Genomic DNA, 23,512 nt, shown 5'->3' with positions numbered 1-23,512 from the left:
CGAAGAAACGTTCCCTTCAGCGCAGGCGCGGCGAAGATGCCCCACCTTCTTCGTGAGCGCAGTGAATGCGCTACCTTCCTCACGGGTACATGCAGCCCATCAAGGCCAACGCAATCAGCGCAAATTGCCCCACTTGCAAAACCCGCGCGCCACCGCGCGCACCACTTTCAAGGCTTGTGGCAAGCTCGCACCCGCGCCGCCAAGCGAAGCGGGCACCGTCAACGAGAGCAGATCGAATTCGTGCAGGCGCGCCAGATTGGCATGCGGAAATTCCGCCGTGCGGTCGTAGTGAGCCGCGCCGGCAGCGAACTCGCTGGTCAGCCGCGCGAGCAATGCGTCGAACGCATCGCTATCGAGGGGTGGATGACGGCGCGTCACCGCGTTTTCGGCAATCGGGGCGTTCATCAATGTCTCCGGGAAACCTCGACCTTCAGGCCGGGGCGAAAGTCAAACGAGGACTCCGGCAAGCCGCATCCAGGATCGAGAATCAAGGCAGCGGGAAGCTGCGATCGAAGCTCGTGCGTACGTCGAGATGCGCACGAATCACGTTGGCGGCTTCGTAGGTATCGGCGGTGCGCTGCTGCGCGGCGACGACGCTGTCGTCGATGGCCACCGGATGCACCTGGCCACGCTGATAGACGGTTTTCAGCACATCGGTCGGCAAGCCCGTGACTTTCGATTGCATCGCCGCCACCTCGTCGGGATGCGAAAGCGCCCAACGCTGGCCGATCGCTACACGTCGCAGGAAGTCGGCGAGTTGCGCGCGCTTGTCCGCGATCGCGCGTTCGGTTGCAACCTGATAGCTGAGCCCTTCAGATAGACCGACGCCGTTGGCGATGATGCGATCGTGATCGCGTGCTTCGCCGAGCGCGGTATACGGGTCCCACACCGACCATGCATCGACGCTGCCCGACGCAAGCGCCGCCTTCGCATCGGCCGGTGCGAGGAATACGAACGAAACGTCGGTAAGCGGCACGTTGGCTTTCTTCAACGCGGCGAGCGCGAGATAGTGGCCGATCGAACCGCGCGTTGTGGCAATACGTTTGCCCTTCAGGCTCGCTGCATCGTTCAACGGCGATTGCGCGCCGACGACGATCGCCAGGTCCAGCGGATTCGACCGGGTTGCCGCGACCGCGCGCACCCGTGCACCGGCGGCGAGCGCAAACACCAACGGCGCATCGCCCAGGCCACCGACATCCACGGCGCCGGCATTCAGCGCTTCGCCAAGCGGTTGTGCGGCTGGAAAGTTGAACCACTCGATCTTGTACGGCAGGTCTTTCAATTGACCGGATGCCTCGAGAATGCCGCGTGTTTGCAACGACTGGTCACCGACTTTGAGCACCGGCAAATCCGCCGCATAGGACTGCGTTGCGAAAACTGCAGCACACAGTGCAAGCATTGCTGCCGCGCCGAGCGGCTTGAGCAATGCACGTTGCAAGGCGGACGGGATAGAGAAAGAAGAACGGGAGGTCGTCATGGCGGCGGTTACGTCGTGGCATTCTGGTGATGTGCCATCGACGATAAGGCACGCATCTGTATAAGACAAACGCATTATTCTGCTAAGCAAATATGCGAATTTTATTGAGCGACAAGGCATGTTCGCACGTCGGTACGGGTATGATCGAACGCACGAATCTTGCGCCTCGTTGCGCACTCATTTAATCATCGCTCATCATGAAGATCGACGAAATCGACGCATATGTCACCGTCATTCGCTGTCAGTCGCTGCAACAGGCAGCGCTCTCGCTTGGCCTCACGCAACCGGCCATCACGCGCCGCCTGCAGAATTTCGAAGAGGCACTCGGCGTCGAACTGCTCGATCGCAATACGCGTCCACTCAAAGCAACGGCAACGGGCCGCATCGTCTACGAACAGTGCCGCGTAATTCAGCGCGAACTCGACGTACTGCGCGAGATCGTCGCCACCGACACGCCGCCGGTCGGCACACTGCGCCTCGGCGTCGCACAAACGATTGCCGATATCGCGCTGACCGACGCGATGCGCGGCCTCAAGGCGGCCTACCCCGATCTGCAGGCGCGTGCGTCGACCGGTTGGGGCAGCCAGCTCCTGCAACGCGTCAAGCAGGGCGAACTCGACGCCGCCGCGATCCTGCTGCCCACCAACAAGACCTTCGACGAAGCGTTATCGGCACGCTCGCTCGGCCGCATCAAACTGGCGGTGGTCGCGCAGAAAGGCATGTTGAAAAAGCGCGCGCATACGCTGGCGGAATGCCAGTCGATCGGGTGGGTATTGAATCCGGATGGATGCGGCTTTCGTGACGGCCTGCAACGCACGCTGACGGGTCTCGGGCTCGCGCTCAAGCTCAATCTGGAAACGCTCGGCACTGAACTGCAATTGCAACTGGTCGCCGACGGTAACGGTCTTGGCCTCGTGCCGTTACCACTGCTGCAGGCCAGCGCTCAGCGAGACGCACTCGATATCGTCTCGCTGAGCGATTTCAAACCGCTCATCGATATCTGGCTCGTGCATCCGCGCGTGCTGGGTAAGCTGCAACAGCCGGTCGAGCGGTTCGGCGCCGCGATCGAGCGGCAATTCAAGGAAGCACGCGTGCAGCGCGCGGCTTGAGCCGCACGCTGTTTGCTTCCGCTGCTTCGACCGCTTCGGCTAATCCGCCCGCTTCCTCCACTGTCCTCAGCTACGCACCTCAGATCACGCGAAAGCCGTGCGTCCCATCGCGCCCAAGTTGCGCAACAAGGCCATACTCCCATTCCAGATACGCGTTCATCGCTTCGCGCGCGTTGTCGGTTCCCTCATACGGACGACGATATCGATCGATGCGCGGCGATGCCAGTCGCGTTTCGCCGCTCTCCACGGCGAGGCCCGCTTCAATCCACGCGTTCGTGCCGCCGCCCAGCACCTGCACCGGCTTCCCCGTCAACGCCGCCAGCTCGGGCGCGGCGAAGCGCGCAAGCAGACTGCTGCCACATGTCACCACGTAACGTTGCGCATCCGGCAGCTTGCGCAACGCTTCGTCGAGATGCCCACGAATCGCGAACCACGCGCCTGGAATATGGCGTTTCACATAGTTCGCGCTGGTGGTGAAATCCAGCACGACGGTACCGGGCGATTGCAGCAGCGTAACCAGTTCGGCCGGCGTAATCTCATCGACGGCAGATGGTGTGGGCGCATTGCGCGCAGCGGGCGCCACGCCTTTTTCGCCGAAGTCCGCGTTGCCCAGGCCGTCCACCACATACACGTCGACGTTCATCTGCGCCAGCCACGACGCGGTCATGTTTGCTCGCACGCCGTCGTTGTCCGCGAGGATCACGCGCGCGCCGCACACTGGCGCGAACATGTCGGTCTCCTGCACCAGTTGACCGCCGGGCGCGTTGCGAAAACCCGGGACGTGGCCCGCTTCGTATTCTTCCGGCGTGCGCACGTCGAAACGATAGACCGTGCGTACCGCTTCGTCGGCCCAACGACGCGCTTCGTCGCGCGAGGTGCGGCCCACCTTTGCGCGATCCGCCACTGCGCGCGCGGAATCCGCGGCGGCAAGACGCAGCTTGTCGTCGACATTCGGCTCGAAGCGGTGCGAACTGCCGTGCGCCAGCGCCTGACCGGCCAGCGTCCAACCGATGGTGCCATTGCGCAGCGCGGCAACCGGATTCGGCACGCCCGCATTGATCAGCGACTGTGCACCGATGATGCTGCGCGTACGCCCCGCGCAATTGACGATGATCCGCGTGGCCGGATCCGGCGCGAGCTGCCGCGCGCGCAGCACCAGTTCCGCGCCCGGCACGCTGATGCTGCCGGGAATATTCATGGTGTGATATTCGTCGAAGCGGCGCGCGTCGAGCACCACCACGTCGGCTTCGCGATCGAGCAACGTCAGGACTTGCGGCGCTGCCAGCGAGGGCGTATGACGCTCGCTTTCAACTAATTCGCCGAAGGCTTTGCTCGGCACGTTGACGTCCTGGAACAACTCGCCGCCGGCCTTGCGCCAGCCTTGCAAACCGCCCTCGAGCAGCGCGACATCGGTATAGCCCAGCTCGCTCAAACGGCGCGCGGCGCGTTCGGTGAGCCCTTCGCCATTGTCGAACAGAACAACCGGCACGGCGCGGCGCGGCAAGCGCACGGGCGCTTCCAGTTCGAGACGCGAGAGCGGCAGATTGGCGGCGAACAGCGGATGACTGCGCGCGTGCGGATCCTCCTCGCGCACGTCGACAAGCGCGATTTCCTCGCGCTCGAGCAGTGCGCGGCGCACGTCTTCGAATGATCGGATACGGAACTCTTTAACGAAACTCATGAGATCAGGGACTCCTTCGAAACATTCCAGATATTCGGCAACACGTCGTTCGAGTAGCCGGAGATAAAGGTTTTGCGGCCTCCGCCGGCGGGATAGACGGAACGCGTCACCGCGCCGATATTTCCACCGTACACGTGAATGCTGATCGACGCACGATCATGAAAAGCATTACTCACACGATGGATATCGCCGATGCGCGGCGACACGGCATCCACCGCGCCGGTGTCGAGGCGCTTTGCCGCGCCCTCCTCCTCCAACGCGCCGTCCGGCGTGATGCGATATCCCTGAGCAAGTTCCGCACCACGCAGCACGCCGATCAAGCCCCATACGGTGTGATCGTGCACCGGTGTCGACTGGCCCGGTCCCCATACAAAACTGACAATTGAAAAACGCTGCTGCGAATCGGCGTGCAGCAGGAATTGCTGATAGCGCTCGGGGTCGGGCTGCGCGAAGGCGTCGGGCAACCAGTCGTCGTGGGCGATCAACTCGCCCAGCGCGGCACCGCCGGCTTCGAGCAGATGCGCTTCGGGCGCACGCTCGTCGACAAGCGACGCAATCCGCCCGACGAACGCGCGCAGGCGGTCCGTTCTCAAAGCTTGAGTCATCGAATGTTCACAAAGTTGATTGACGTGAATCGGTCACGCACCGCGGGCGAGCGCGGCGTTGAAGGTGTCGGTCCATAACGGTGCGACGTCGACATGCCGGTCGATGACCGCGGCGCGCGCGAACGTATCGGCAACCTGCTGCTCGCTGGCAATGTCCGCCGCCGTGACGCCGGTGACGCGGCGCGCCTGGCTCTGGTTGCGATACAGGGAACGGATCGCCTCTTCCGGCACGCGCAACTCCGTGGACAGGACTTTCGCGTAGGCATCCTGATTCTGGCCGAACCACGTGCAGGCGCGTTGCAGCCGCACCAGCAGATCCGCGGACGCAGCGCGCCGTTGCGGATCGACGAGCACCGACGGATGACCGTAGTACAGATAGTTACCGGACAGATAACCGTTGGCATTTTTCAGCACACGCGCCCCCGCTTGCGAGATCGCGAGCGGCACGTTGTAGCCGTAGATCGCCCACGCATCGAGCGAGCCGGCGTTGAAAGCGGCGAAGCCGTCGCGCGGCGCGAGCGAGGTGGCCTGAATATCGTTGAACGACAGCCCTGCCTCTTCGAGCATGCGCAGCAGGTAGTAATGCGTCGTGGTCGCACGCAGATAACCGACGCGTTTGCCCTTCAGATCGGCGATCGAGCGGATCGTCGAGCCCTTCGGCACCAGCACGACCTGATTGTTGACGTCGTCCTTGTAGACGGCGATCACGCGCACCTGGGCATTCTGCAGACGCGCGAAGATCGGCGGGATCTCGCTGCCCGAGGCGATATCGAGCGAGCCGCCATTCATCGCCTCGACCATCGCGTTGCCGGACTGGAATTCGGACCAGTCGATGGTGTACGGCGTGTCCGCGAGGCCGGCGGTTTTCAGCAGCGTGGCGTCGCCGCCTTTGTAGGTTGCGACGCGCAAGCGGACCTTGCTGAGATCGACGTGCGGATCGGCTTTCCCGCTTGCTGCCGGTGCGGCTGCAACGGCTGTTGTCGACATCAGGCCTGAACCTGCTGTGCCGAGCAACACGGCAGCCGGCAGCGCGGACATGAGTTGGCGGCGCCGGAGCGAAACCGGCGATTCGAAACGTTGGGTCATCGTATGAATGCGTTCAGGTAAGGACGTCAGGCTCGGCTTCGACCAGCCCTTCCAGCAAGCTCTGGAACGCAAATAGCGCACCGCCGGGGCGGCCTACCTGCTCGTGTGTGAGCGTGGCGACATCGTGCGGGATAGCTTGCGGCGTGCCGGCGGCTTCGGCGAGCAGTTGCGCATGGCAGGCATTGTCGAGCGCGATATACCACCAGGCGGCGGCCTCGACGCTTGGACCGGCCGTGAGGATGCCGTGATTCTTCAGGATCACTGCTTTTCTTTCGCCCAGCGCCGCGGCGATGCGCGCGCCTTCATCGATATCGAGCACGACACCGCGGAAGTCGTCGAACAGGGCATGATCCTGATAGAACGCGCACGAGTCCTGCGTCAATGGGTCGAGCGTGCGGCCGAGCGTCGACCATGCCTTGCCGTAGAGCGAATGCGTGTGCGCGGCGGCGACCACATCGGGGCGCGCCTCGTGAATCGCCGCGTGAATCGCGAAGGCCGCCTGATTCAGCGGACCCTCGCCGACTACGATCTCCCCTTCGGCATTCACCAGCAGCAGATCGGACACGCGAATGCGGCTGAAGTGCTTGCCGAACGGATTGACCCAGAAATGATCGGGCCATTCAGGATCGCGCGCGGTGATATGGCCGGCGAGACCCTGATCGAAACCGTAGCGGGCGAACAGGCGAAATGCCACGGCGAGCCGTTCCTGCCGATAACGCCGTTCAGCCGCGATGCTTTCGCGCGGCGGGACGTCGTCGAACCAGAATTTGCGGAGCGGCGCGTGACGGTGCAGGGGTGGCGTGTTTTGTTGCGCCGGGGCGCTTTGCTGTGCCGGGGTGCCTTGCTGGGCCGTGGTGCCTTGCTGCGCCGTGGTGCCTTGCTGCGCCGTGGTGCCTTGCTGCGCCGTGGCGCCTTGCTGGGCCGGAGCGTTTTGACGCGTGGGCGCGCTTTCCAGCGCTGCGGTGTTCTGTTGTGCCGGGGTGTTTTGCAGCACCGGAGCGCTTTGCAGCGGAGCGGACAGATCAGTCATCGTCGCTCCGTTCAGGCAGCTACGCGTTCGACACGCGCGATGCGTTCGCGGGTGGCTGGAATCAGTTCGCGGCCGTAGTCGATCGCGTCTTCGAGCGGATCGAAGCCGCGCACGAGGAAGGTCGAGACGCCCAGCGCATAGTACTCGGCCAGTGTCTCGGCGACCTGTTCCGGCGTGCCGACCAGCGCGGTCGAATTCGAGCGTCCACCGATTTCCTTGGCGATGCCGGTCCACAGACGTTCATCAACTCGGTCCGATTCACCCGATGCCGCCAGCAGCCGCCGCGCCCCTTCGCTTTGCGCCGGGCCGCCGACGCCCAGCCCTTGCGCCGCGCGCAGCCGCTTCGTTTCTTCAAGGATGTGCTCCGCGCGTTCCCAGGCCGCCGTTTCGGTCGCGGCAAGAATGGGGCGGAACGACACCGAAAAGCGCACGGTGCGACCGTGTTTGGCGGCTTCGGCCCGCACACGGGTCACCTGTTCACGCACCTGCGCCTTCGATTCGCCCCACAGCGCGTAGACGTCTGCATGACGGCCGGCGATTTCGAGCGCGGGCGCCGACGCGCCGCCGAAGTACACGGGGATATGGGGTTGCTGCACCGGCTTCACTTCGGAGAAGCCTTGTTCGAAACGGTAATACTGGCCGTCGTGATCGAAGGGTTTCGTTTCGGTCCAGATGCGGCGCAGGATGTGCAGGTATTCGTCGGTGCGGGCGTAACGTTCGTCATGCGACAGGTAGTCGCCGTCGCGGCGTTGTTCGGCGTCGTCGCCACCCGAGATGATGTGGACGGCGAGACGGCCGCCGGAATAGTGATCGAGCGTTGCCAGTTGACGCGCGGCGAGCGTCGGCGAAACGAAGCCCGGGCGATGCGCGAGCATGAAATGCACTTTGCTCGTGACGCTGGCCGCGTGAGCGACGGTGAGGAGCGCGTCGGGGCTTGTCGAATGATGCGGAACGAGGATGCGATCGAAGCCGGCGGCTTCGTGTGCGCGGGCGAATTGTTCCACGTAGTCGATATCGATGACCGGACCTTGCGGTGCGTGGGTTTCAGACACCTTGCGGGTCTGGATCATGCCGATGAATTCGATGGACACGGTGTGTGTCTCCCTGGATGGTTTTTTTGCCCGACGGGGCGGTGGCTTTCTTCGCTGGATGCATTGCTGGGTTCGAGGGGTTTAAGGTAGCAGCGCTACATGCGGTTGTTAAATATTGATCGGCCATATCTATATCGGGTTTGCATGTAACGGAGGGGCTTTTTCTTTTTGCCTGCGCGGCGCTTGTTTGTCTGTGTGCCTGTGGTGTTGGGCTTTTCTTGTCTGGTTGCCTACGGCGTTGGCCTTTCCTTGAATTGATATTGGATTATTAGCGTCGCCCCTGTGCGGGGCAGGCACTTACTTTCTTTGCCGCCGCAAAGAAAGATAAGCAAAGAAAGCGGCTCACACCGCTAGCTCATAAGCGGGTCCCCCGCGCAGTTACGGTAGTGGTGCATCTGGAATCTGTGTTCCCGCACATTCAGCGTGAGTGACAAGGGCGTCATACTTCCGGCGGCGCTGCGCGCGCCGACGCGCACTTCATGGAACCGACTTCCGTGTTTCGCATTCGCACTTCATTCGGCATGTCGCCGAGGCGAAGCCGATGGCCCTCACCACACTCAAACGAAGCCCCCGGTTTCGGATGGACCCTTCCGGCGAGCACGTAGTGCGAGGCGGGAAGCATGACTGCTGTGTCACGAACGCGGAGTGTGCGAGAACACAGATTCCAGATGCACCACTACCGTGGCTGTGCGAGTGACCCGCTTCAGAATTAGCGGTGTGAGCCGCTTTCTTTGCCTACTTTCTTTGCGGCGGCAAAGAAAGTAGGTGCCTGCCCCGCACAGGGGCGAACGCTAATAATCCAATAACAAAACAAGGAAAGGCCAACGCCATAAAAACAAAGACAAGAAAGCATCACGCAGACAACCAGCTCAAACAAAAACCAATGCCACAGGCAAACAGGCAAACAGGCAAACAAGCGCCGCACAGGCCCCCCGCCTGAACAGGCAAAACCAACCCCAAACCCTTCCACGAAAGTGGACATCCCCCACCCATCAGCAGAAAACCAAAACCTTTGCCACAATGCCCCATCGCGCGAAAGCGCCCGAAACAGCACATGAACAGAAAATGATCCCCTTCTCGGTCCTGGACCTATCGCCCGTCATCGCAGGTGCCACCCCCGCGGACGCGTTCAAAAACACGCTGGACCTCGCGCAGCACGCGGAAAACTGGAATTACCGCCGCTTCTGGTTAGCGGAACACCACAACATGACCGGCATCGCCAGCGCGGCCACGTCAGTGGTGATCGGCTACGTCGCCGGTGGGACGAAGACAATCCGCGTCGGCTCCGGCGGCGTCATGCTGCCGAACCACGCACCGCTCGTCATCGCGGAACAGTTCGGCACCCTCGCTTCGCTCTATCCGGACCGCATCGACCTGGGCCTCGGCCGCGCCCCCGGCACCGATCAGAGCACCGCCCGCGCGCTGCGCCGCGATCTGCAAAATAGCGCGGACTCTTTCCCGGATGACGTCGTCGAGTTGCAACGCTATTTCGCCGACCCGGTGCCGGGCCAGCGCATTCGCGCCGTTCCAGGCGCAGGCCTGCATGTGCCGCTCTGGCTGCTCGGCTCGTCACTGTTCAGCGCGCAACTGGCCGCGGCGCTTGGGCTGCCGTTCGCATTCGCGTCGCACTTCGCGCCGGATCATATGCTCACCGCGCTGCGCGTCTATCGCGAGCACTTCCGTCCGTCAGCGACGCTCGACAAGCCGTACGCGATGGTCGGCGTCAATCTGTTCGCAGCCGATACCAATGAGGAGGCGCAGCGTCTCTTCACCTCGCTGCAGCAACAGTTCATCAATTTGCGGCGCGGCACGCCCGGTCAGTTGCAGCCACCGGTCGAGCGGCTCGAAGCGTCGGAAATGGAGTTAAGCAGCGTCGCCCATTCGCTCGCCTGCACCGTGCTCGGTGATCGCGACGTCGTACGCGAAGGGCTGCGGTCGATCATCGATCAAACCGGCGCAAATGAATTGATGCTGACCGCGCAGATCTACGATCACAAAGCGCGGCTGCGCTCGTTCGAGATCGGTGCGCAAGTGCGCGAAGAATTGGGCGCTGGGAAGTAATCACGCCGGCGAGTGACAAAAAGGGCGGCCTGCATCAGCAAAGGCCGCCCTTCTTTCTTCATCGATCAGTTGGCTATCCTGCATGCGTAAGCATCAGGTTGCCCTGCCGCGACCCTCGCTCCGCCCGGTCAGGCAATGTGAGTTCCACCGTAATCCCAAACGTCAACTCACACTCAAGCTCACGCCCTGACCCTGAGTTCGGCCAGGCCCGAAACGCACGCTAAAATCCGCCGACTTGCAGATTTGCAGATCCACCGTCCCACTGAATCACCGTCCCACCTATCCACCGCCTCACCTATCCACCGCCTCACCGATATACCGTCTCACCGATATACCGTCTCACCGATATACCAACTCACCGATCTCCCAACTCACCGATTCGCCGGCACCGCCGCCAGCCCCTCGAGCAGCGCCTTATGAAACGCCTGCGGATCCTGCATCTGCGGCGCGTGCCCCAAATTGGCGAATTCGACGAGCGTCGCGTGTGGAATCGCCTTCGCCGCAGCCTTGCCGAGCTCGGGGTAATGGCCAATCTTCGCGCGCACCTCAGGCGGCGCGGCGTCCTTGCCGATCGCGGTGGTGTCCTTCTGGCCGATCAGCAAAAGCGTCGGCATTGTCAGGTGGCCCAGTTCGTACACCACCGGCTGCGTGTAAATCATGTCGTACAGCAGCGCGGAATTCCACGCCACGATCTGTTTGCCAGGGCCGCGGTACATCCCCGCGAGCATCTGCACCCACGGTTCATAGTCCGCGCGCCACTGGCCGGCGTAATAGGTTGCCTGCTCGTAGCGGCGAATGCTGTCCGCGGTCGTCTTCAGCTCGCGTTCGTACCATTGGTCGACGGATAACGACGGCACGCCCTTCGCCTTCCAGTCCTCGAGGCCGATCGGATTGACCAGCACCAGTTGTTGGGTCGCGTGCGGATACATCAGCGCGTAGCGGATCGCGAGCATGCCGCCGGTCGAATGGCCGATCACGGTCGCGTCGGTCACGCCGAGCGATTCGAGCAGCGCGTGCGTGTTGCGTGCCAGTTGCTGAAAACTGTACTGGTAGTGCTCAGGCTTGCTCGATTTGCAAAAGCCGATCTGGTCCGGCGCGATCACCCGGTAACCGGCGTCGCTCAATTGATGGATGGTCGCGTCCCACGTCGCCGCGCAGAAATTCTTGCCGTGCAGCAACACGGCGGTACGTCCGTTGGCGTGCTCCGGCTTGATGTCCATGTATGCCATATGCAGCGCCACGCCTTGCGAGGTGAAGTCGTATTGCTCGACCGGCGCGGGATAGTCGAAGCCCTGCAACTCCGGGCCGTACGCGGGACCGCTGTTGTCGACGGCTACTGGCGCGGCGCCGGCAGCCGTGGAGCCGGGCTGGCTACCTGGAACACCCGAGCTGCCCGGACTAACAGAACCATTCGCCAAGGCAGCGCTGGACGGCGTGGCGGCGAAAACCCCTGGCGCAGCGGCTAGCACACAGGCGCTCAACATGGCGAACAAAGACTCGCGGCGAAAATTCATCGATAGTGTTCTTGCAAAGAGAAATCAGCGGGAATGGTGCAGGCCACGCGTCGGCAAACCAACCGCAGGGCCACTTTCAGAGCCGATGATTCTACGATGCGCCGCCAGACTCTGCTGCCGCGCGCGCAAACGCATGACGGCACTGGCTGGTGTGGCACGCATATTGCGGTAGCTCACCTTACGCTCAATGTGTCGTGGCGCACGGATGCTCAGCGGGCAAGGGTTGATCGTTTGCCAGGTGGCCGCGCGAGCGGCATCCGCACAATTCACTATTTGCCTGCGGCAAATCGGTGCTAGAACTAGCAGACGGCCCGTGAAGACGAAGCCGCCTGGCAGCACGAATCAACAGCGCAGACAACACAGGACCACCGGGGGCATACTAATCAGCAACGATCTTGCATGGGACTGGAGTAAGTGCCACGCATGGGACCGGAGTAAGCACTAAAGCGCTAACTCCAGATCGACGCGATGCATGGGACCGGAGTAAGCGCTGAAGCGCTAACTCCAGGTCGACGCGATGCATGGGACCGGAGTAAGCGCTGAAGCGCTAACTCCGGTCGACAAAAAGGAGACAGACATGGAAACGCCGGCACGGCTGAACGATCTGCAACGCACTACCCTCGCCATCGTCCTTGCAGGCGGACGAGGCACGCGGCTCGGGCCGCTCACCAACAAGCGCGTCAAGCCGGCGGTGCACTTCGGCGGCAAATACCGGATCATCGACTTCGCGCTCTCCAACTGCCTGAACTCCGGCATCCGCCGCATCGCAGTGGTCACGCAATACAAAGCCCACTCGCTATTGCGTCACCTGCAGCGCGGCTGGGGGTTTCTGCGCGGCGAATTCGGCGAATTCATCGACCTGTGGCCGGCGCAGCAGCGCGTGGAAGGCGCCCACTGGTACCGCGGCACCGCGGACGCGGTGTTCCAGAACCTCGACATCATCCGCTCGATCCGGCCGAAATACGTGGTGGTGCTGGCAGGCGACCATATCTACAAGATGGACTACACGCGCATGATCGCGGACCACGCGGAAAGCGGCGCGGATTGCACGGTCGGCTGTATCGAGGTGCCGCGCATGGACGCCGTGGCCTTCGGCGTGATGGCCGTGGATGAAAACCGCCGTGTGACCGGCTTCGTCGAGAAACCCGCCGATCCGCCCGCCATGCCGGGCCGCCCGGATTCGGCGCTCGCCAGCATGGGCATCTACGTATTCAGCGCCGATTACCTGTATTCGCTGCTCGAAGAGAACATCTCGAGCGTCGACACGGATCACGACTTCGGCAAGGACATCCTGCCGCGCGTCGTCACGCAAGGCACGGCGATCGCGCATCCGTTCAGCATGTCGTGCGTGTCGTCGGACCCGAGCGTGGAGCCGTACTGGCGCGACGTCGGCACGATCGACGCCTACTGGGCGGCCAACCTCGACCTCGCCTCGACCATCCCGACGCTCGACCTGTACGACCGCAACTGGCCGATCTGGACGTATCAGGAACAGTTGCCGCCCGCCAAGTTCGTCCGCGACATGAAAGGTCTGCAAGGCACCGGCAACAATCTGATCGTCTGTGGCGGCTGTGTGATTTCCGGTTCGCAGATTTCGCGCTCGGTGCTGTCGTCGAATGTGAAAGTGAGTTCGTTCTGTAACATCAATGAGGCAGTCTTATTGCCGCAGGTCACCGTCGGCGCGAGCTGCCGGCTGCAGAAAGTGGTGATAGACCGCGGCTGCGCCATTCCGGACGGCACGGTGATCGGCGAAGATCCGGTGGCCGACGCCGCACGCTTCTATCGCACCGAAGACGGCGTGGTCCTGGTCACGCCGGAGGCGTTGCGGCAGAAGGAGGCGTAAGCCTCGCCGGGACGGCAACACGAACGGGCCGGCGAAGCCGCCGCCCGTCTTGCCGTTCATGCAAACCCGGTGCGTACCTGATGCACGCCGGGTTTGCACCTGACGCACACGTAATGATGCAGACCAACCCCGCACTAACAGGAACGAGACCGAGCCTATGACGATTCGCGCCCTGCACGTCGCCAGCGAGCTGTATCCCCTCCTCAAAACAGGCGGTCTCGCCGACGTCGCGGGTGCGTTGCCGCCCGCGCTGATCGAGCGCGGCGCCGATGTGCGGGTGCTGCTGCCGGGCTTTCCGGCGGTGGTCGCCGGCTTGACCGACTTGCGGCCGGTCGCGCAACTGGGCCGCCGCTTCGACTCGCCCGGCGTCACGCTTGAACAGGGCACGCTGCCGTCGAACGGCCTGATCGTCTACGTGATCCGCGCCGGTTCGCTGTACGACCGGCCGGGCAACCCCTATCTGAACGACGAACACGTGCCGTACGGCGACAACGCGCAACGCTTCGCCCTGCTCGGCTGGGTCGCCGCCCAACTGGCGCAGCACCTCGACCCCGCATGGGCGCCGCAGATCGTGCACGCACACGACTGGCATGCCGGGCTCGCGCCCGCCTATCTGAAGGCAGCCGAACGGCAGCACGGGCGCTCGTTCGCGCGCAGCGTCTTCACCGTGCATAACCTCGCGTATCAGGGCGTTTTTCCGGCGCATCAGTTCGGCCAACTGGCGCTGCCGGACGACTTCTTCAGCATGCACGGCGTCGAATTCTATGGGCAGTTGTCGTTCCTCAAGGCCGGGCTCTACTACTGCGACCGCATCACCACCGTCAGCCCGACCTACGCCCGCGAGATCCAGACACTCGCCCAGGGCGGCGGGCTCGACGCCTTGCTGCGCCATCGCTCGCACGATCTGAGCGGCATCCTGAACGGCGTCGATTACTCGGTGTGGAATCCCGCGACAGACGCGCTGCTCGACGATCACTACACCTCAACCCGTCTGGCCGGCAAACTGGCGTGCAAGGAGGCGCTGCAGAAGCGCTTCGGCCTCGCGCAGAAAAGCGAGGCGCTGCTGTTCGGCGTGGTGAGCCGCTTGACCGAGCAGAAAGGCCTCGACCTGCTGCTCGAGACGGTCCCTGAAATTGTTAAACGCGGTGGCCAGCTGGTGGTATTCGGCACCGGCGACCCGGCGCTCGAAAACGGGTTGAAACGCGTGGCGCACACGCATCCGGAATCGGTGGCGGTCGAGCTGGGTTTCGACGAAACACTCGCGCATACCATCGTCGCGGGCAGCGACGTGATCGCGGTGCCGTCGCGCTTCGAGCCCTGCGGGCTGACGCAACTGTATGCGCTCGCCTATGGGTCGCTGCCGCTCGTGCATTGCGTCGGCGGCCTCGCGGACACGGTGGTCGACGCGTCGCTCGAAAATCTCGCCGACGATCTCGCCACCGGCTTCGTGTTCGAACGATTCGAGCCGAAGGGCCTTGCCGCAGCAATCCGCCGCGCCTTTGCACTCTATGACCGGCGCGCCGAGTGGAAGGCCACGCAACGTCGCGCGATGCATCAGGATTTCGGCTGGGGCGCCTCGGCCGAGCAATATCTGGCGTTGTATCGCGAACTCGCCTGAATCGCTGCCGCGCACCATTTCAGCACCTGTCCGAGTCGCTGTGCGCCGGCTTTCGCGCGGCCGGCGCCCTTGCGCAAGCCTTCACCCAAGCGTCGCCTCCCGCCCCCGTTTGATGGTTCGACGCAACAACACGGGGACGGATCGACTCGCGCGTGACAAACTCATGTATTGTTTCCTGACTATGCAGATTGCGCATTTTTCTTGCACTATCTAAAACAGTAACGCCGCTTCAGGCGCCCGGCCCAAGCCGGTTCGTCGCCGCGGCCATCCATCCGTTTTCATTAATCGCGCCTGTCCGTTTGCGCGGGCTACACCATGACGAAAAACGTTCTGAGCATCCAGTCACATGTCGTCTTCGGACACGCCGGCAACAGCGCTGCCGTGTTTCCGATGCGCCGACTCGGCGTCAATGTCTGGCCGCTCAATACCGTCCAGTTCTCGAATCACACGCAATACGGCCATTGGACGGGCGGTGCGATCGAGGCTTCGCAGATGGAAGATCTCGTCGAAGGGATCGGCGCGATCGGCATGCTGCCACGCTGCGACGCCGTGCTGTCCGGTTATCTGGGCACGCCGGAGCAAGCGCAATCGGTGGTGGAAATCGTCAAGACCGTGAAGGCCGCCAATCCGCGCGCATGGTACTTCTGCGATCCGGTGATGGGCGCCACGAGCGGCTGCAAGGTCGAACCGGGCATCCAGGAATTTCTCGTGCGCACCATGCCTGAGGTCGCCGACGCGATGGCGCCGAACCATACCGAGTTGCAACGCCTCGTGGGCCGCGAGATCGAGACGCTCGAAGAAGCCGTGACCGCGTGCCGCGAGGTCATCGCCCGTGGGCCGAAGCTCATGCTGGTCAAATACCTGCTCGATCGCAACAGTCCCGCGGACCGCTTCAATATGCTGGTCGTCACGGAGCGCGAGGCCTGGATGGGGCAGCGTCCGCTCTACCCGTTCGCGCGGCAGCCGGTAGGCGTCGGCGATCTGACGAGCGCCGTGTTTGTCGCGCGCACGCTGCTGGGCGATTCGATCCGCTCGGCCTTCGAGCACACGCTCGCCGCCGTGAACGCGGTGGTGAAAGCGACCTGGCAAGCCGGTCGCTATGAGCTGGAACTGGTGGCCGCGCAGAACGAAATCGCACAACCGCGCGAATGGTTCGACGCCTGGGTGGCGGACTCGGCGTAGGCCGGCGGAGAAAACTTCGGTTGCACGGAGCGATCCCGTCACGGCCTGCCCGAAGACGTACTGCTTCGGGTACGCCGGCCCCGCACGATTTGCCCGTGGAGCACGTGACACGCGCTTGTCAGCCGGCCATCCTATAATGCGTGCCGCGTGGGTGAGGCAGTCGGCCGCCCACACCGCATTTTTCAGGCATACGGGCATACGGCACACGGGCATCCGGCATACGGGCATCCGGCGTTCGGACATACGGGCATTCAGCGTCCGCGCATCCGGTCCGGCATCCGGGCGTCAGACATCCGGCATTCAGCAGACGAGGCATCGATGGACGGTTATATCCGCAGCGAGCGGGAAGAATTTTTTGAGCAGTTGTGCATGAGTGTCGACGCGGACGAAGCGCACGAGCAGGAAGCGATCGAGTACTTCGAGAGCCAGTTCGACCAGGCCGACTTCGATCCCGCACAATGGCTCGACATCGCGCTTTACTATTCGCCGGCAGTGGCACGCGGCATCGTCGACATGGTGACGCCCGACGACAAGGCGCGCAGCAACATCGCCGAAGTGATCGCCGACAATCTCGACATTTCATACGGCGAGGACGAGTGCCAGCAGTTCGCCGAGACCATCGAATTCGCGTTGAACAACGGCGTGCCGGTGGACCTCGATCTGGTGCTCGACGGCTGCCAGCGCGCGATCGACGATCTCGACACCTGGGCCGACGAAGAAACCAAGGCGCCTCTCCTGCGTCTGCGTGAAGAATTGCTGCGCCAGCAAGGCGAGCACTGAGGTCATTGTGTTGCAGTAAAGCCGTCGCGTTCGCGCCGGTTTCCCGAGCGGCTTCCCCACGCCGCCTCTCCATTGCCTCTTCAGCGGATACCGGCGCGCCTGTTTCTTAAGCATGTGCCGGAACCCGCATCCACACACCGCCACTGACAGGCTGACAGCCAAGGCGTTGCTCGGGCTATGCCGAAATGCTCATTCAAAGCGCCGTGAACTGCCAAGACGCGTGCAATTTGGCTTTCTATATTCGCGCCAGATTGACCGCCATGTGGACGTCGCGGCGCGCGCCCCGATCCCCCAGAGGGTTTCCTTCGGGGTGAGGGATTTCTGTTGGAGCGGGGACTTCCGACCGGGCGTTTTCCAGCATTGTTCACAGCGCCCGATCGTCCGTACCCTTGATGACGCGCGCCATGCGGAATCCAACCCATGTTGGCGCGTCGATCCAGCGTTACCGCCTTGCCGCTTTCACACCTGAAACTGTCGATGGAGAGGAGAGAGACCATGAGTCTTCGCAACACGCTGAAACCGCTAGCACTGCTCGTTGGCGCCGTCGTCGCGATCGCGCCGCTGACCAGTTTCGCGGACGACCTGCCGGTGAAGATCGGCTTCGCCGCGCCGCTCACGGGCGCCAACGCCGGCTACGGGAAGGATCTGGAGAACGGCGTCCAGCTTGCGATCGAAGAAGCCAACGCGCAGAAGATCAAGATCGGCGACAAGGTCGCCCAGTTCCAGCTCGTCGCCGAGGACGACCAGGCCGACCCGCGCATCGGCGTGCAGGCGGCGCAGAAGCTGGTCGACGCGGGCGTGTCGGTAGTCGTGGGCCACTTCAATTCGGGCACGACGATTCCGGCCTCTCAGGTGTACGAGCAGGCCGGCATTCCGGTGATCGACCCGGCGGCCACCAATCCGATCATTACCGGACGAGGCTTTGCGAACACCTTCATGGTGATTTCCACCGATGCGCAGAACGCCGGCAACGCGGGCGTCTACGCCGTCGAGGTGACGAAGGCCAAACGCATTGCGATCATCGACGACCGCACCGCGTTCGGCCAGGGCGAGGCCGACGAGTTCGAGAAGGCGGTGAAAGCGCATGGCGGCAGCATCGTGACGCGCGAATACACCGACAACCACGCGGTGGACTTCAGCACGCAGATCACCAAGATCAAGGGGACCAATGCGGATCTGGTGTTCTTCGGCGGCCTGGATACGCAGGCCGCGGGTTTCGCGAAGCGGATGAAGCAATTGGGGCTGAACGCACAACTGGTGGGCGGCGGCGGCGTGATGGACCAGGACTTCATCAAGCTCGCAGGCGATGCCGCCGAAGGCGTGATGGCCTGGGAATACGGCCGGCCGTTGGCGCAGTTGCCGGGCGGCAAGGACTTTTCCGCGAAGTTCAAGAAGCGGTTCGGGGTGGATATCCTCTCGTACGCGCCGTTTGGCTATGACGGGGCATGGGCCGCGATCAAGGCGATGCAGCAGGCGAAATCCAACTCGCCGGCGGTCTACCGGCCGGTGCTCAAAGCGATCGACTTCGACGGCGTGACCGGGAAAATTTCTTTCGACAGCACCGGCGCGCTGAAGAGCGGCGCTTCCACGCTGTATCAGGTCAAGAGCGGGGCGTGGGTTCCGATCGTGACCAAGAGCGGGAGTTAAGCTGCCCGTAACGGGATCGTTGTTCGTACAGCAGCGGCGGTGCTTTTCTACCGCCGCTGCTGCCACGTGCGCCTACTTGACGACCTTCACCACCACCTCGGAATCGAGATCCCGCTCGATCCGGACAAGATCGTCCTTCACGCCGGCAAATTCATCGGCAGAGCACATCTGGTGCCCAAACGCGGCTCGAAGCTGTCGCCTCACCTGCAAGATCCGCGCGACAGGATCGAATACGTAGCGAGAAGAAAACTCGAAGAAACGGTCCTTCACCGTGGCATCCGGCGGCACGTCCGTTACGCGCACGAAGGCCGGCAGCGTCATTTCCAGCGTCTCATCGAACGTTCCGCCGATGCACGCCCACGGCTGCGTCCTTGAAGGCTCTGCCAGCCATATCTGCACCTGCCCGCCCATGCCGCCGGACAAGCTCGTCAGGGCAGGCACAGCAGTCGTTCCATCGGTCCACACGAAATTTGCCACCCGTCCTTGCATCGACGTGGAAAAAGGCCCGTCCATAGCGGCGACGTCGCCGGTGTGCAATTGCGCGGTGCCATGCAGTCCGGTCAACAACAGCCGGTTCGCGGCAATCTGTTGCGTGCGCTGCCGCGTTGCCCGCCGAAACGTATTGCGTTCGAGCTCCGCGGTATAGCCGGCATCTTCCACGCGATAGGCGTAGTTCGCCGCCCCGCTCTCATCGACCTCGATTTGCAGGCGCGCTGTGCGCTCGCGCAACTGGGTGGCCGGCGTGCGAGCCAGCACGCCTTCGTCGACCAGCAACACCGGCCGGTCCATCACGCCCGGCGGCAAATAACCGAAACTGATGCCGCCCGCCGTGGTGTCGGCAAATAACGATAGCTCAGGAATCCAGATGATTGCATGATTGATCGCGCTTGCGCCGTAGCCGGGCACGTCCGGCAAGCTGTAGTACGGCCCGAGGTTGAGCAGCACCGCCTCGCTGCGGACGCCGACCGCGGCCAATAGCGCGCTGTATAACGCGACGTGATCCTTGCAGTCGCCATAGCGGTTGTGCAGGATGTCGATTGCCTTATGCGGGACCGCTGCCGTCTCGCCGAGAAACAGCGCCACGTAGCGAATATTCATACGCATCCAGTCGTACAGGATCCGCGCTTTCGCGCGTGGATCGGCGGCCTCCCCGGTCAAGCCCTGTGCGAGTTGGACGATCGCGGGGTCGCTCATGGTCGCGTCCTTAGCGGCCTCGCGATAACGCGCGGCGAAACTCGCGAAGTCCGGCACCGTCGACACCATCAGCCGGTCGCCCCAGTTCGCATAGCCCACCGCGCCCGCTTCGAGCGGCGCATACGGGCCGTGCTGATAGTCGAATTCGTAGCGGGTGCGTCCGTTTGCCGTCACCGGCGGTAGCGCAACGTAGCCACGCGCATCGGCATGGAGCGGGACGTCAGCGGGCAAATCGAAAATCAGGCGCTGCATCTCGACGGGGTCGCGCGTCGGCTCGACCAGGTACGCGAACGTACCGGCCTGCAGGGGCTTCGTGCGCGTCTTGCGAAACGCCAGATGCACGCGCGCGCCCGGTTCGACGCCCGGAAAGATCACCGTGCGCAACACGCCGTCTTCGAAGCTCGGCGCACCCGCCGAGCGCGGTTCCTGCACGTCGCGGATCGCTTCGGGGCCGACCGGATGCGCGACGCCGCTCGGGTCGATCGTTTCCGCGGTCAGCAATTGCACCTGCTCGATGTCCTTGTTGAACCACACGTAACGTTGCGCGATATCGTCGACGCCGCTCGTCGTGTTGGCCCGCATGACCGTGTCGTCGTGTTCTTCGACGGAGCCGTCTTTCTGAATGACAAAGAGATGGACGTCGCGCTCCGTGGTCGAGGGGGAGAGGTCGTCGTTGGCGGTGCTGGATGTACCTAGGGTACTTGAGGTACTTGAGGTGCCTGACGTGCTAGAGGTACTTGAGGCTCCAGAGGTAATCGCACCGCTCGCCGCACTGCCGGCGGCATGCGCGGCGGTTGCGCACGCAACCAGCGTCAACGCGGCAGCCCGCTTCATCCACGCGATGCACCGCGTCATGCGCGCCGCGCCCTGCCCCGCGCGCGCCACGCACGCGGACTCGACGCAAACTCCGCGCGAAACGCGTGATTGAAATTCGACAGATCGTTGAAGCCGCAATCGAGCGCGATATCGACGACCTTCGCGCTATCCTCCCGAAGGCGCAGCGCGGCCGCGCGCAAACGCGCCCGCAACACGTATTGATGCGGCGTCACGCCGGTCACGCGCTGGAAAGTGCGCAAAAAGTAGAACTCGCTCAGGCCGGCCGCGGCAGCGAGGCTCGCAAGCGTATGCGGCGCGCCAGGCGTGTCGTCGATCAGACGCGCTGTCTGCGCAACGCGCGACCAGGCCGCAGCGCTCGCAGGCGGCTCCCCGCGCGTCAATGCCCCCGCCGCCTTGAGCGTCGAAACCGCCAGTTCGACCGCGAGTTCGTCCCACACCGCGTCGCCCACATCCGACGCGCCCGCACAGGCTCGCGCGATCAACGGCGACAACGCCGGCAGCGACGGAATACGCGCACGCCGGAAGTTCAGATTGCCGCTCGCGATGCCCGCGTCCGCGGCAAGCCGCTCGAAGTACGCCGGCGCATAGCGGAAGGAAATACAGCGATCGCCGGCGCCATGGCGATGCCCGCATTCGAAACAGTCACCCGCATTGCCGAGCAGCAGCGCGCCGGAAGTGAGCAACTCGCGCCCCGTCCCTGCCCGGTAGCCGAACGAACCGGCGACCACCATCGCGATGCACATGCCCGCGTGCCGTTCTTCGAACGGCTGGTCGCGTGGCCCGAAGGTACAAAGGATGTCCGCGACATCCCAGTTCTCGCCCTGGGCCAATGGGCGCGCGGTGATGCTGCCGCGCGCGCCCTCCTGTACCCGTTGCGCGAGCGCCTGCGGCAGAGTGACGGCAATTTTCCCCAAGATGCACCTCGGCTGAGTCCGTATCGTGGTTTTAGCACATCGGCGGGCGGCGCGGTTTTGCCCGTTCCGGCGCTGGCGCTTTCACAGCACACCCGAAGGAGCACACACGATGAACATGCTGGACGACACCCTCGACCACGGCTTTCACGCCGCTCTCGCCGCTCCGGCGCGCGCCGCCGGCATCGAGGCCGCCGACGACGCCTACGGCTGGCTGATCGGCAGTTGGGACATGGACGTGCTGCATTACCGCGTCGACCTCGGCAGCGCACGCCGCCGTGGCGAAATTCATTTCGGCTGGGTACTGGAGGGCCGCGCCGTGCAGGACGTGTGGATCATGCCGCCACGCAGCGAGCGCCACACCGGGCCCGACGCGGGCGACACGATGTACGGCACCACACTGCGGGTGTGGGACCCGGCACTGCGGGCGTGGCGCGTGACCTACATCAATCCGCAGACCGGTCAGCGCGATGAACTGATAGGCCGGCGCGTCGGCCATGATCTCGTACAGATCGGCACGCACGCCGACGGCACACCGATTCGATGGAATTTCACCGATATCACGCAGGATTCGTTCCGCTGGACCGGGGTCGCGCTGGCGCAGGACGGCGTAACGTGGACGCTCGAGGCGGAATTTCACGCCCGCCGCAGGCGTTAGCGGGCAGCCTGGCAATCAGGGGGCTCAAGCCTGCGTACAACGGCAAACCCCGCTGCACGCATCAATCCCCGTCCCCGATTTGCCCGAGCAAAGCCTGCAAGCGCTCCACATGCCTGAGCAGTAAATGCCGGTGCTTTTCGATCTGCTCCAGCCGCCCGGCCAGGTCCGCCTGAATCGGGTCGTCGAGATCGGCTGCGGCGATCACGTCCTCCACCTTCGACCGCATCGCGGCGAGATCCACCGGCGCATGACTCAAATGCCGCTCGAAGCGCCGCACGTCCTGCATCGCCAGATCGCGAACTTTGCGGAAATGGGCCTGACGCCGATGCGCTTCCGCGTCGAGCGTCTCTTCCTCCACGCGTTTGGCCGGACCCGCCTGGCCGAAAATCGGCTCAGGCGGCCGCAACACCGTCTTCTTGCGCACCGGATGCGCCGTGCCGCGAAACCGCGCAAGCGGCTGTTCGTTGTCGATCGCCTCGCGCGCCTTGGCCGGTATGTCCTGCTCCGTATGCGATGCGTTCATCCAGCCATTCGGCAAGCCGGTGACCGCTTCGATACCGCGCACGAACTCTTCGCTGAATTCGCGCTGACCGGACAACATCAGCTTCAGGTAGCTGGCGGAAAAGGTCATCATGCGCGCCAGACGCGTTGCTGCGCCCACCTCGCGGGTCAGCAGCACCAGGTTCGCTCGCCAGACCGGGAGCAGCAATTCGTCGGAATCTTCCATCGCTGGGTCTTCCATCTTTTTGCCCGATGTATGGACGACGTGCTCACACACGTCATCGTTCTGAAAGGGTAGCCGCTTGAGCGCACGGTGCGCAATGCCCGCGCGCGCATCTTGCGACTGTTAAATTGCCGAAATTACACGCTACCGTGCGCCGCTGCCAGCGGGATAAAACGCCATGAAGCGCCGCGTTTTGAGTTGACCCATGCATTCGGCGCAGCGTTCATTCGCTGCGCACGCGATGTATGGCATCCTTCCGTATCGTTGCGGCACGTCTTGTGCTGTAACTCGGCACCACTTCAATGATTTAAGGATTCTGTAATGAAAAAAGTCATTCTTGCCCTTGCTGCAGCCGTAGTCGCCCTCAGCGCGATCACCCCCGCCCAAGCCGACGAGCATCATCACAGGGTATGCCACAAGGTACGCGTCCACCATCACTGGGAAAACCGCTGCCATTGATTGCC

At 63.4% G+C, this 23,512-nt stretch carries 21 protein-coding genes; 9 read left to right on the top strand and 12 right to left on the bottom strand.

What is annotated here, in order from left to right; all coding sequences use genetic code 11:
* Nucleotides 1–114: 114 nt before the first annotated feature.
* Both ACOSV0_RS06435 and ACOSV0_RS06430 read right to left on the bottom strand, forming a co-directional pair.
* On the bottom strand, nucleotides 115–405 hold the full coding sequence (locus ACOSV0_RS06435; RefSeq protein WP_434109444.1) for an acyl-CoA dehydrogenase family protein: 291 nt from the start codon (nucleotides 403–405) through the stop codon (nucleotides 115–117).
* An 82-nt stretch (nucleotides 406–487) separates the two neighbouring features.
* Nucleotides 488–1,399 carry an ABC transporter substrate-binding protein gene (locus ACOSV0_RS06430; protein ID WP_434110188.1) on the bottom strand — a complete coding sequence of 304 codons (912 nt, stop codon included), beginning with the start codon at nucleotides 1,397–1,399 and terminating at the stop codon, nucleotides 488–490.
* 275 nt (nucleotides 1,400–1,674) lie between these two features.
* Here ACOSV0_RS06430 and ACOSV0_RS06425 point away from each other — a divergent pair, with 275 nt between their 5' ends.
* Nucleotides 1,675–2,586: a LysR family transcriptional regulator gene (locus ACOSV0_RS06425; protein WP_434109442.1), complete on the top strand. Its 912-nt coding sequence runs from the start codon at nucleotides 1,675–1,677 to the stop codon at nucleotides 2,584–2,586.
* Between the two features lie 79 nt (nucleotides 2,587–2,665).
* On the opposite strand, the gene ACOSV0_RS06420 is transcribed toward ACOSV0_RS06425, so the two are convergent.
* From ACOSV0_RS06420 to ACOSV0_RS06395, 6 genes are all read right to left on the bottom strand, one after another.
* Nucleotides 2,666–4,267: a rhodanese-related sulfurtransferase gene (locus tag ACOSV0_RS06420; RefSeq protein WP_434109441.1), complete on the bottom strand. Its 1,602-nt coding sequence runs from the start codon at nucleotides 4,265–4,267 to the stop codon at nucleotides 2,666–2,668.
* The gene (locus ACOSV0_RS06415; protein ID WP_434109440.1) at nucleotides 4,264–4,872 is read right to left on the bottom strand and encodes a cysteine dioxygenase; all 609 of its coding nucleotides are present in this window, start codon (nucleotides 4,870–4,872) and stop codon (nucleotides 4,264–4,266) included. Before ACOSV0_RS06415 ends, ACOSV0_RS06420 begins: the two co-directional genes overlap by 4 nt.
* A 33-nt stretch (nucleotides 4,873–4,905) precedes the next feature.
* On the bottom strand, nucleotides 4,906–5,910 hold the full coding sequence (locus ACOSV0_RS06410; protein WP_434110187.1) for an ABC transporter substrate-binding protein: 1,005 nt from the start codon (nucleotides 5,908–5,910) through the stop codon (nucleotides 4,906–4,908).
* 61 nt (nucleotides 5,911–5,971) lie between these two features.
* Nucleotides 5,972–6,751 (bottom strand): class II aldolase/adducin family protein, encoded by a 780-nt coding sequence (locus ACOSV0_RS06405; protein ID WP_434110186.1) that lies wholly within the window; start codon nucleotides 6,749–6,751, stop codon nucleotides 5,972–5,974.
* A 248-nt stretch (nucleotides 6,752–6,999) separates the two neighbouring features.
* On the bottom strand, nucleotides 7,000–8,079 hold the full coding sequence (locus ACOSV0_RS06400; protein ID WP_434109439.1) for an LLM class flavin-dependent oxidoreductase: 1,080 nt from the start codon (nucleotides 8,077–8,079) through the stop codon (nucleotides 7,000–7,002).
* Between the two features lie 709 nt (nucleotides 8,080–8,788).
* A complete protein-coding gene (locus ACOSV0_RS06395) occupies nucleotides 8,789–9,061 on the bottom strand; it encodes a hypothetical protein (protein WP_434109438.1) in 273 nt (90 codons plus the stop codon).
* Nucleotides 9,062–9,144: 83 nt separating this feature from the next.
* On the opposite strand from ACOSV0_RS06395, the gene ACOSV0_RS06390 reads away from it, so the two are divergent.
* The gene (locus tag ACOSV0_RS06390; protein ID WP_434109437.1) at nucleotides 9,145–10,140 is read left to right on the top strand and encodes an LLM class flavin-dependent oxidoreductase; all 996 of its coding nucleotides are present in this window, start codon (nucleotides 9,145–9,147) and stop codon (nucleotides 10,138–10,140) included.
* Between the two features lie 371 nt (nucleotides 10,141–10,511).
* On the opposite strand, the gene ACOSV0_RS06385 is transcribed toward ACOSV0_RS06390, so the two are convergent.
* Nucleotides 10,512–11,654, bottom strand: coding sequence for an alpha/beta fold hydrolase (locus ACOSV0_RS06385; RefSeq protein WP_434109435.1), 1,143 nt, complete (start codon nucleotides 11,652–11,654; stop codon nucleotides 10,512–10,514).
* A 577-nt stretch (nucleotides 11,655–12,231) separates the two neighbouring features.
* Here ACOSV0_RS06385 and glgC point away from each other — a divergent pair.
* The 5 genes from glgC (at nucleotide 12,232) to ACOSV0_RS06360 (ending at nucleotide 18,724) form a co-directional block, all read left to right on the top strand.
* On the top strand, nucleotides 12,232–13,497 hold the full coding sequence (gene glgC, locus ACOSV0_RS06380) for a glucose-1-phosphate adenylyltransferase (protein WP_434109434.1): 1,266 nt from the start codon (nucleotides 12,232–12,234) through the stop codon (nucleotides 13,495–13,497).
* Nucleotides 13,498–13,654: 157 nt separating this feature from the next.
* The gene (glgA, locus tag ACOSV0_RS06375; protein WP_434109433.1) at nucleotides 13,655–15,115 is read left to right on the top strand and encodes a glycogen synthase GlgA; all 1,461 of its coding nucleotides are present in this window, start codon (nucleotides 13,655–13,657) and stop codon (nucleotides 15,113–15,115) included.
* A 315-nt stretch (nucleotides 15,116–15,430) separates the two neighbouring features.
* Nucleotides 15,431–16,297 (top strand): pyridoxal kinase PdxY, encoded by an 867-nt coding sequence (gene pdxY / locus ACOSV0_RS06370; RefSeq protein ID WP_434109432.1) that lies wholly within the window; start codon nucleotides 15,431–15,433, stop codon nucleotides 16,295–16,297.
* Between the two features lie 318 nt (nucleotides 16,298–16,615).
* Nucleotides 16,616–17,077: a hypothetical protein gene (locus tag ACOSV0_RS06365; protein ID WP_120293155.1), complete on the top strand. Its 462-nt coding sequence runs from the start codon at nucleotides 16,616–16,618 to the stop codon at nucleotides 17,075–17,077.
* A gap of 495 nt (nucleotides 17,078–17,572) precedes the next feature.
* On the top strand, nucleotides 17,573–18,724 hold the full coding sequence (locus ACOSV0_RS06360; RefSeq protein ID WP_434109430.1) for a branched-chain amino acid ABC transporter substrate-binding protein: 1,152 nt from the start codon (nucleotides 17,573–17,575) through the stop codon (nucleotides 18,722–18,724).
* Between the two features lie 72 nt (nucleotides 18,725–18,796).
* Here ACOSV0_RS06360 and ACOSV0_RS06355 read toward each other — a convergent pair whose 3' ends face one another.
* Nucleotides 18,797–20,773, bottom strand: coding sequence for a DUF3857 domain-containing transglutaminase family protein (locus ACOSV0_RS06355; protein ID WP_434109429.1), 1,977 nt, complete (start codon nucleotides 20,771–20,773; stop codon nucleotides 18,797–18,799).
* Nucleotides 20,770–21,669 (bottom strand): helix-turn-helix domain-containing protein, encoded by a 900-nt coding sequence (locus tag ACOSV0_RS06350; protein ID WP_434109428.1) that lies wholly within the window; start codon nucleotides 21,667–21,669, stop codon nucleotides 20,770–20,772. Before ACOSV0_RS06350 ends, ACOSV0_RS06355 begins: the two co-directional genes overlap by 4 nt.
* A 109-nt stretch (nucleotides 21,670–21,778) precedes the next feature.
* Here ACOSV0_RS06350 and ACOSV0_RS06345 point away from each other — a divergent pair, with 109 nt between their 5' ends.
* Nucleotides 21,779–22,324, top strand: a complete 546-nt coding sequence (locus ACOSV0_RS06345) for a hypothetical protein (protein ID WP_434109427.1) — start codon at nucleotides 21,779–21,781, stop codon at nucleotides 22,322–22,324.
* A gap of 61 nt (nucleotides 22,325–22,385) precedes the next feature.
* Here ACOSV0_RS06345 and ACOSV0_RS06340 read toward each other — a convergent pair whose 3' ends face one another.
* Nucleotides 22,386–23,051, bottom strand: coding sequence for a hypothetical protein (locus ACOSV0_RS06340; protein ID WP_434109426.1), 666 nt, complete (start codon nucleotides 23,049–23,051; stop codon nucleotides 22,386–22,388).
* Between the two features lie 318 nt (nucleotides 23,052–23,369).
* Between ACOSV0_RS06340 and ACOSV0_RS06335 the strand changes: the two genes are divergently transcribed.
* The gene (locus ACOSV0_RS06335) at nucleotides 23,370–23,507 is read left to right on the top strand and encodes a hypothetical protein (RefSeq protein ID WP_434109424.1); all 138 of its coding nucleotides are present in this window, start codon (nucleotides 23,370–23,372) and stop codon (nucleotides 23,505–23,507) included.
* Nucleotides 23,508–23,512 lie beyond the last annotated feature (5 nt).

The sequence above is a fragment of the Paraburkholderia caffeinilytica genome (assembly GCF_051027425.1).
GTDB lineage: Bacteria > Pseudomonadota > Gammaproteobacteria > Burkholderiales > Burkholderiaceae > Paraburkholderia > Paraburkholderia caffeinilytica_A.
Note: the sequence above shows the minus strand (reverse complement) of the source record. Positions and strands in the feature narration are given on the sequence as shown.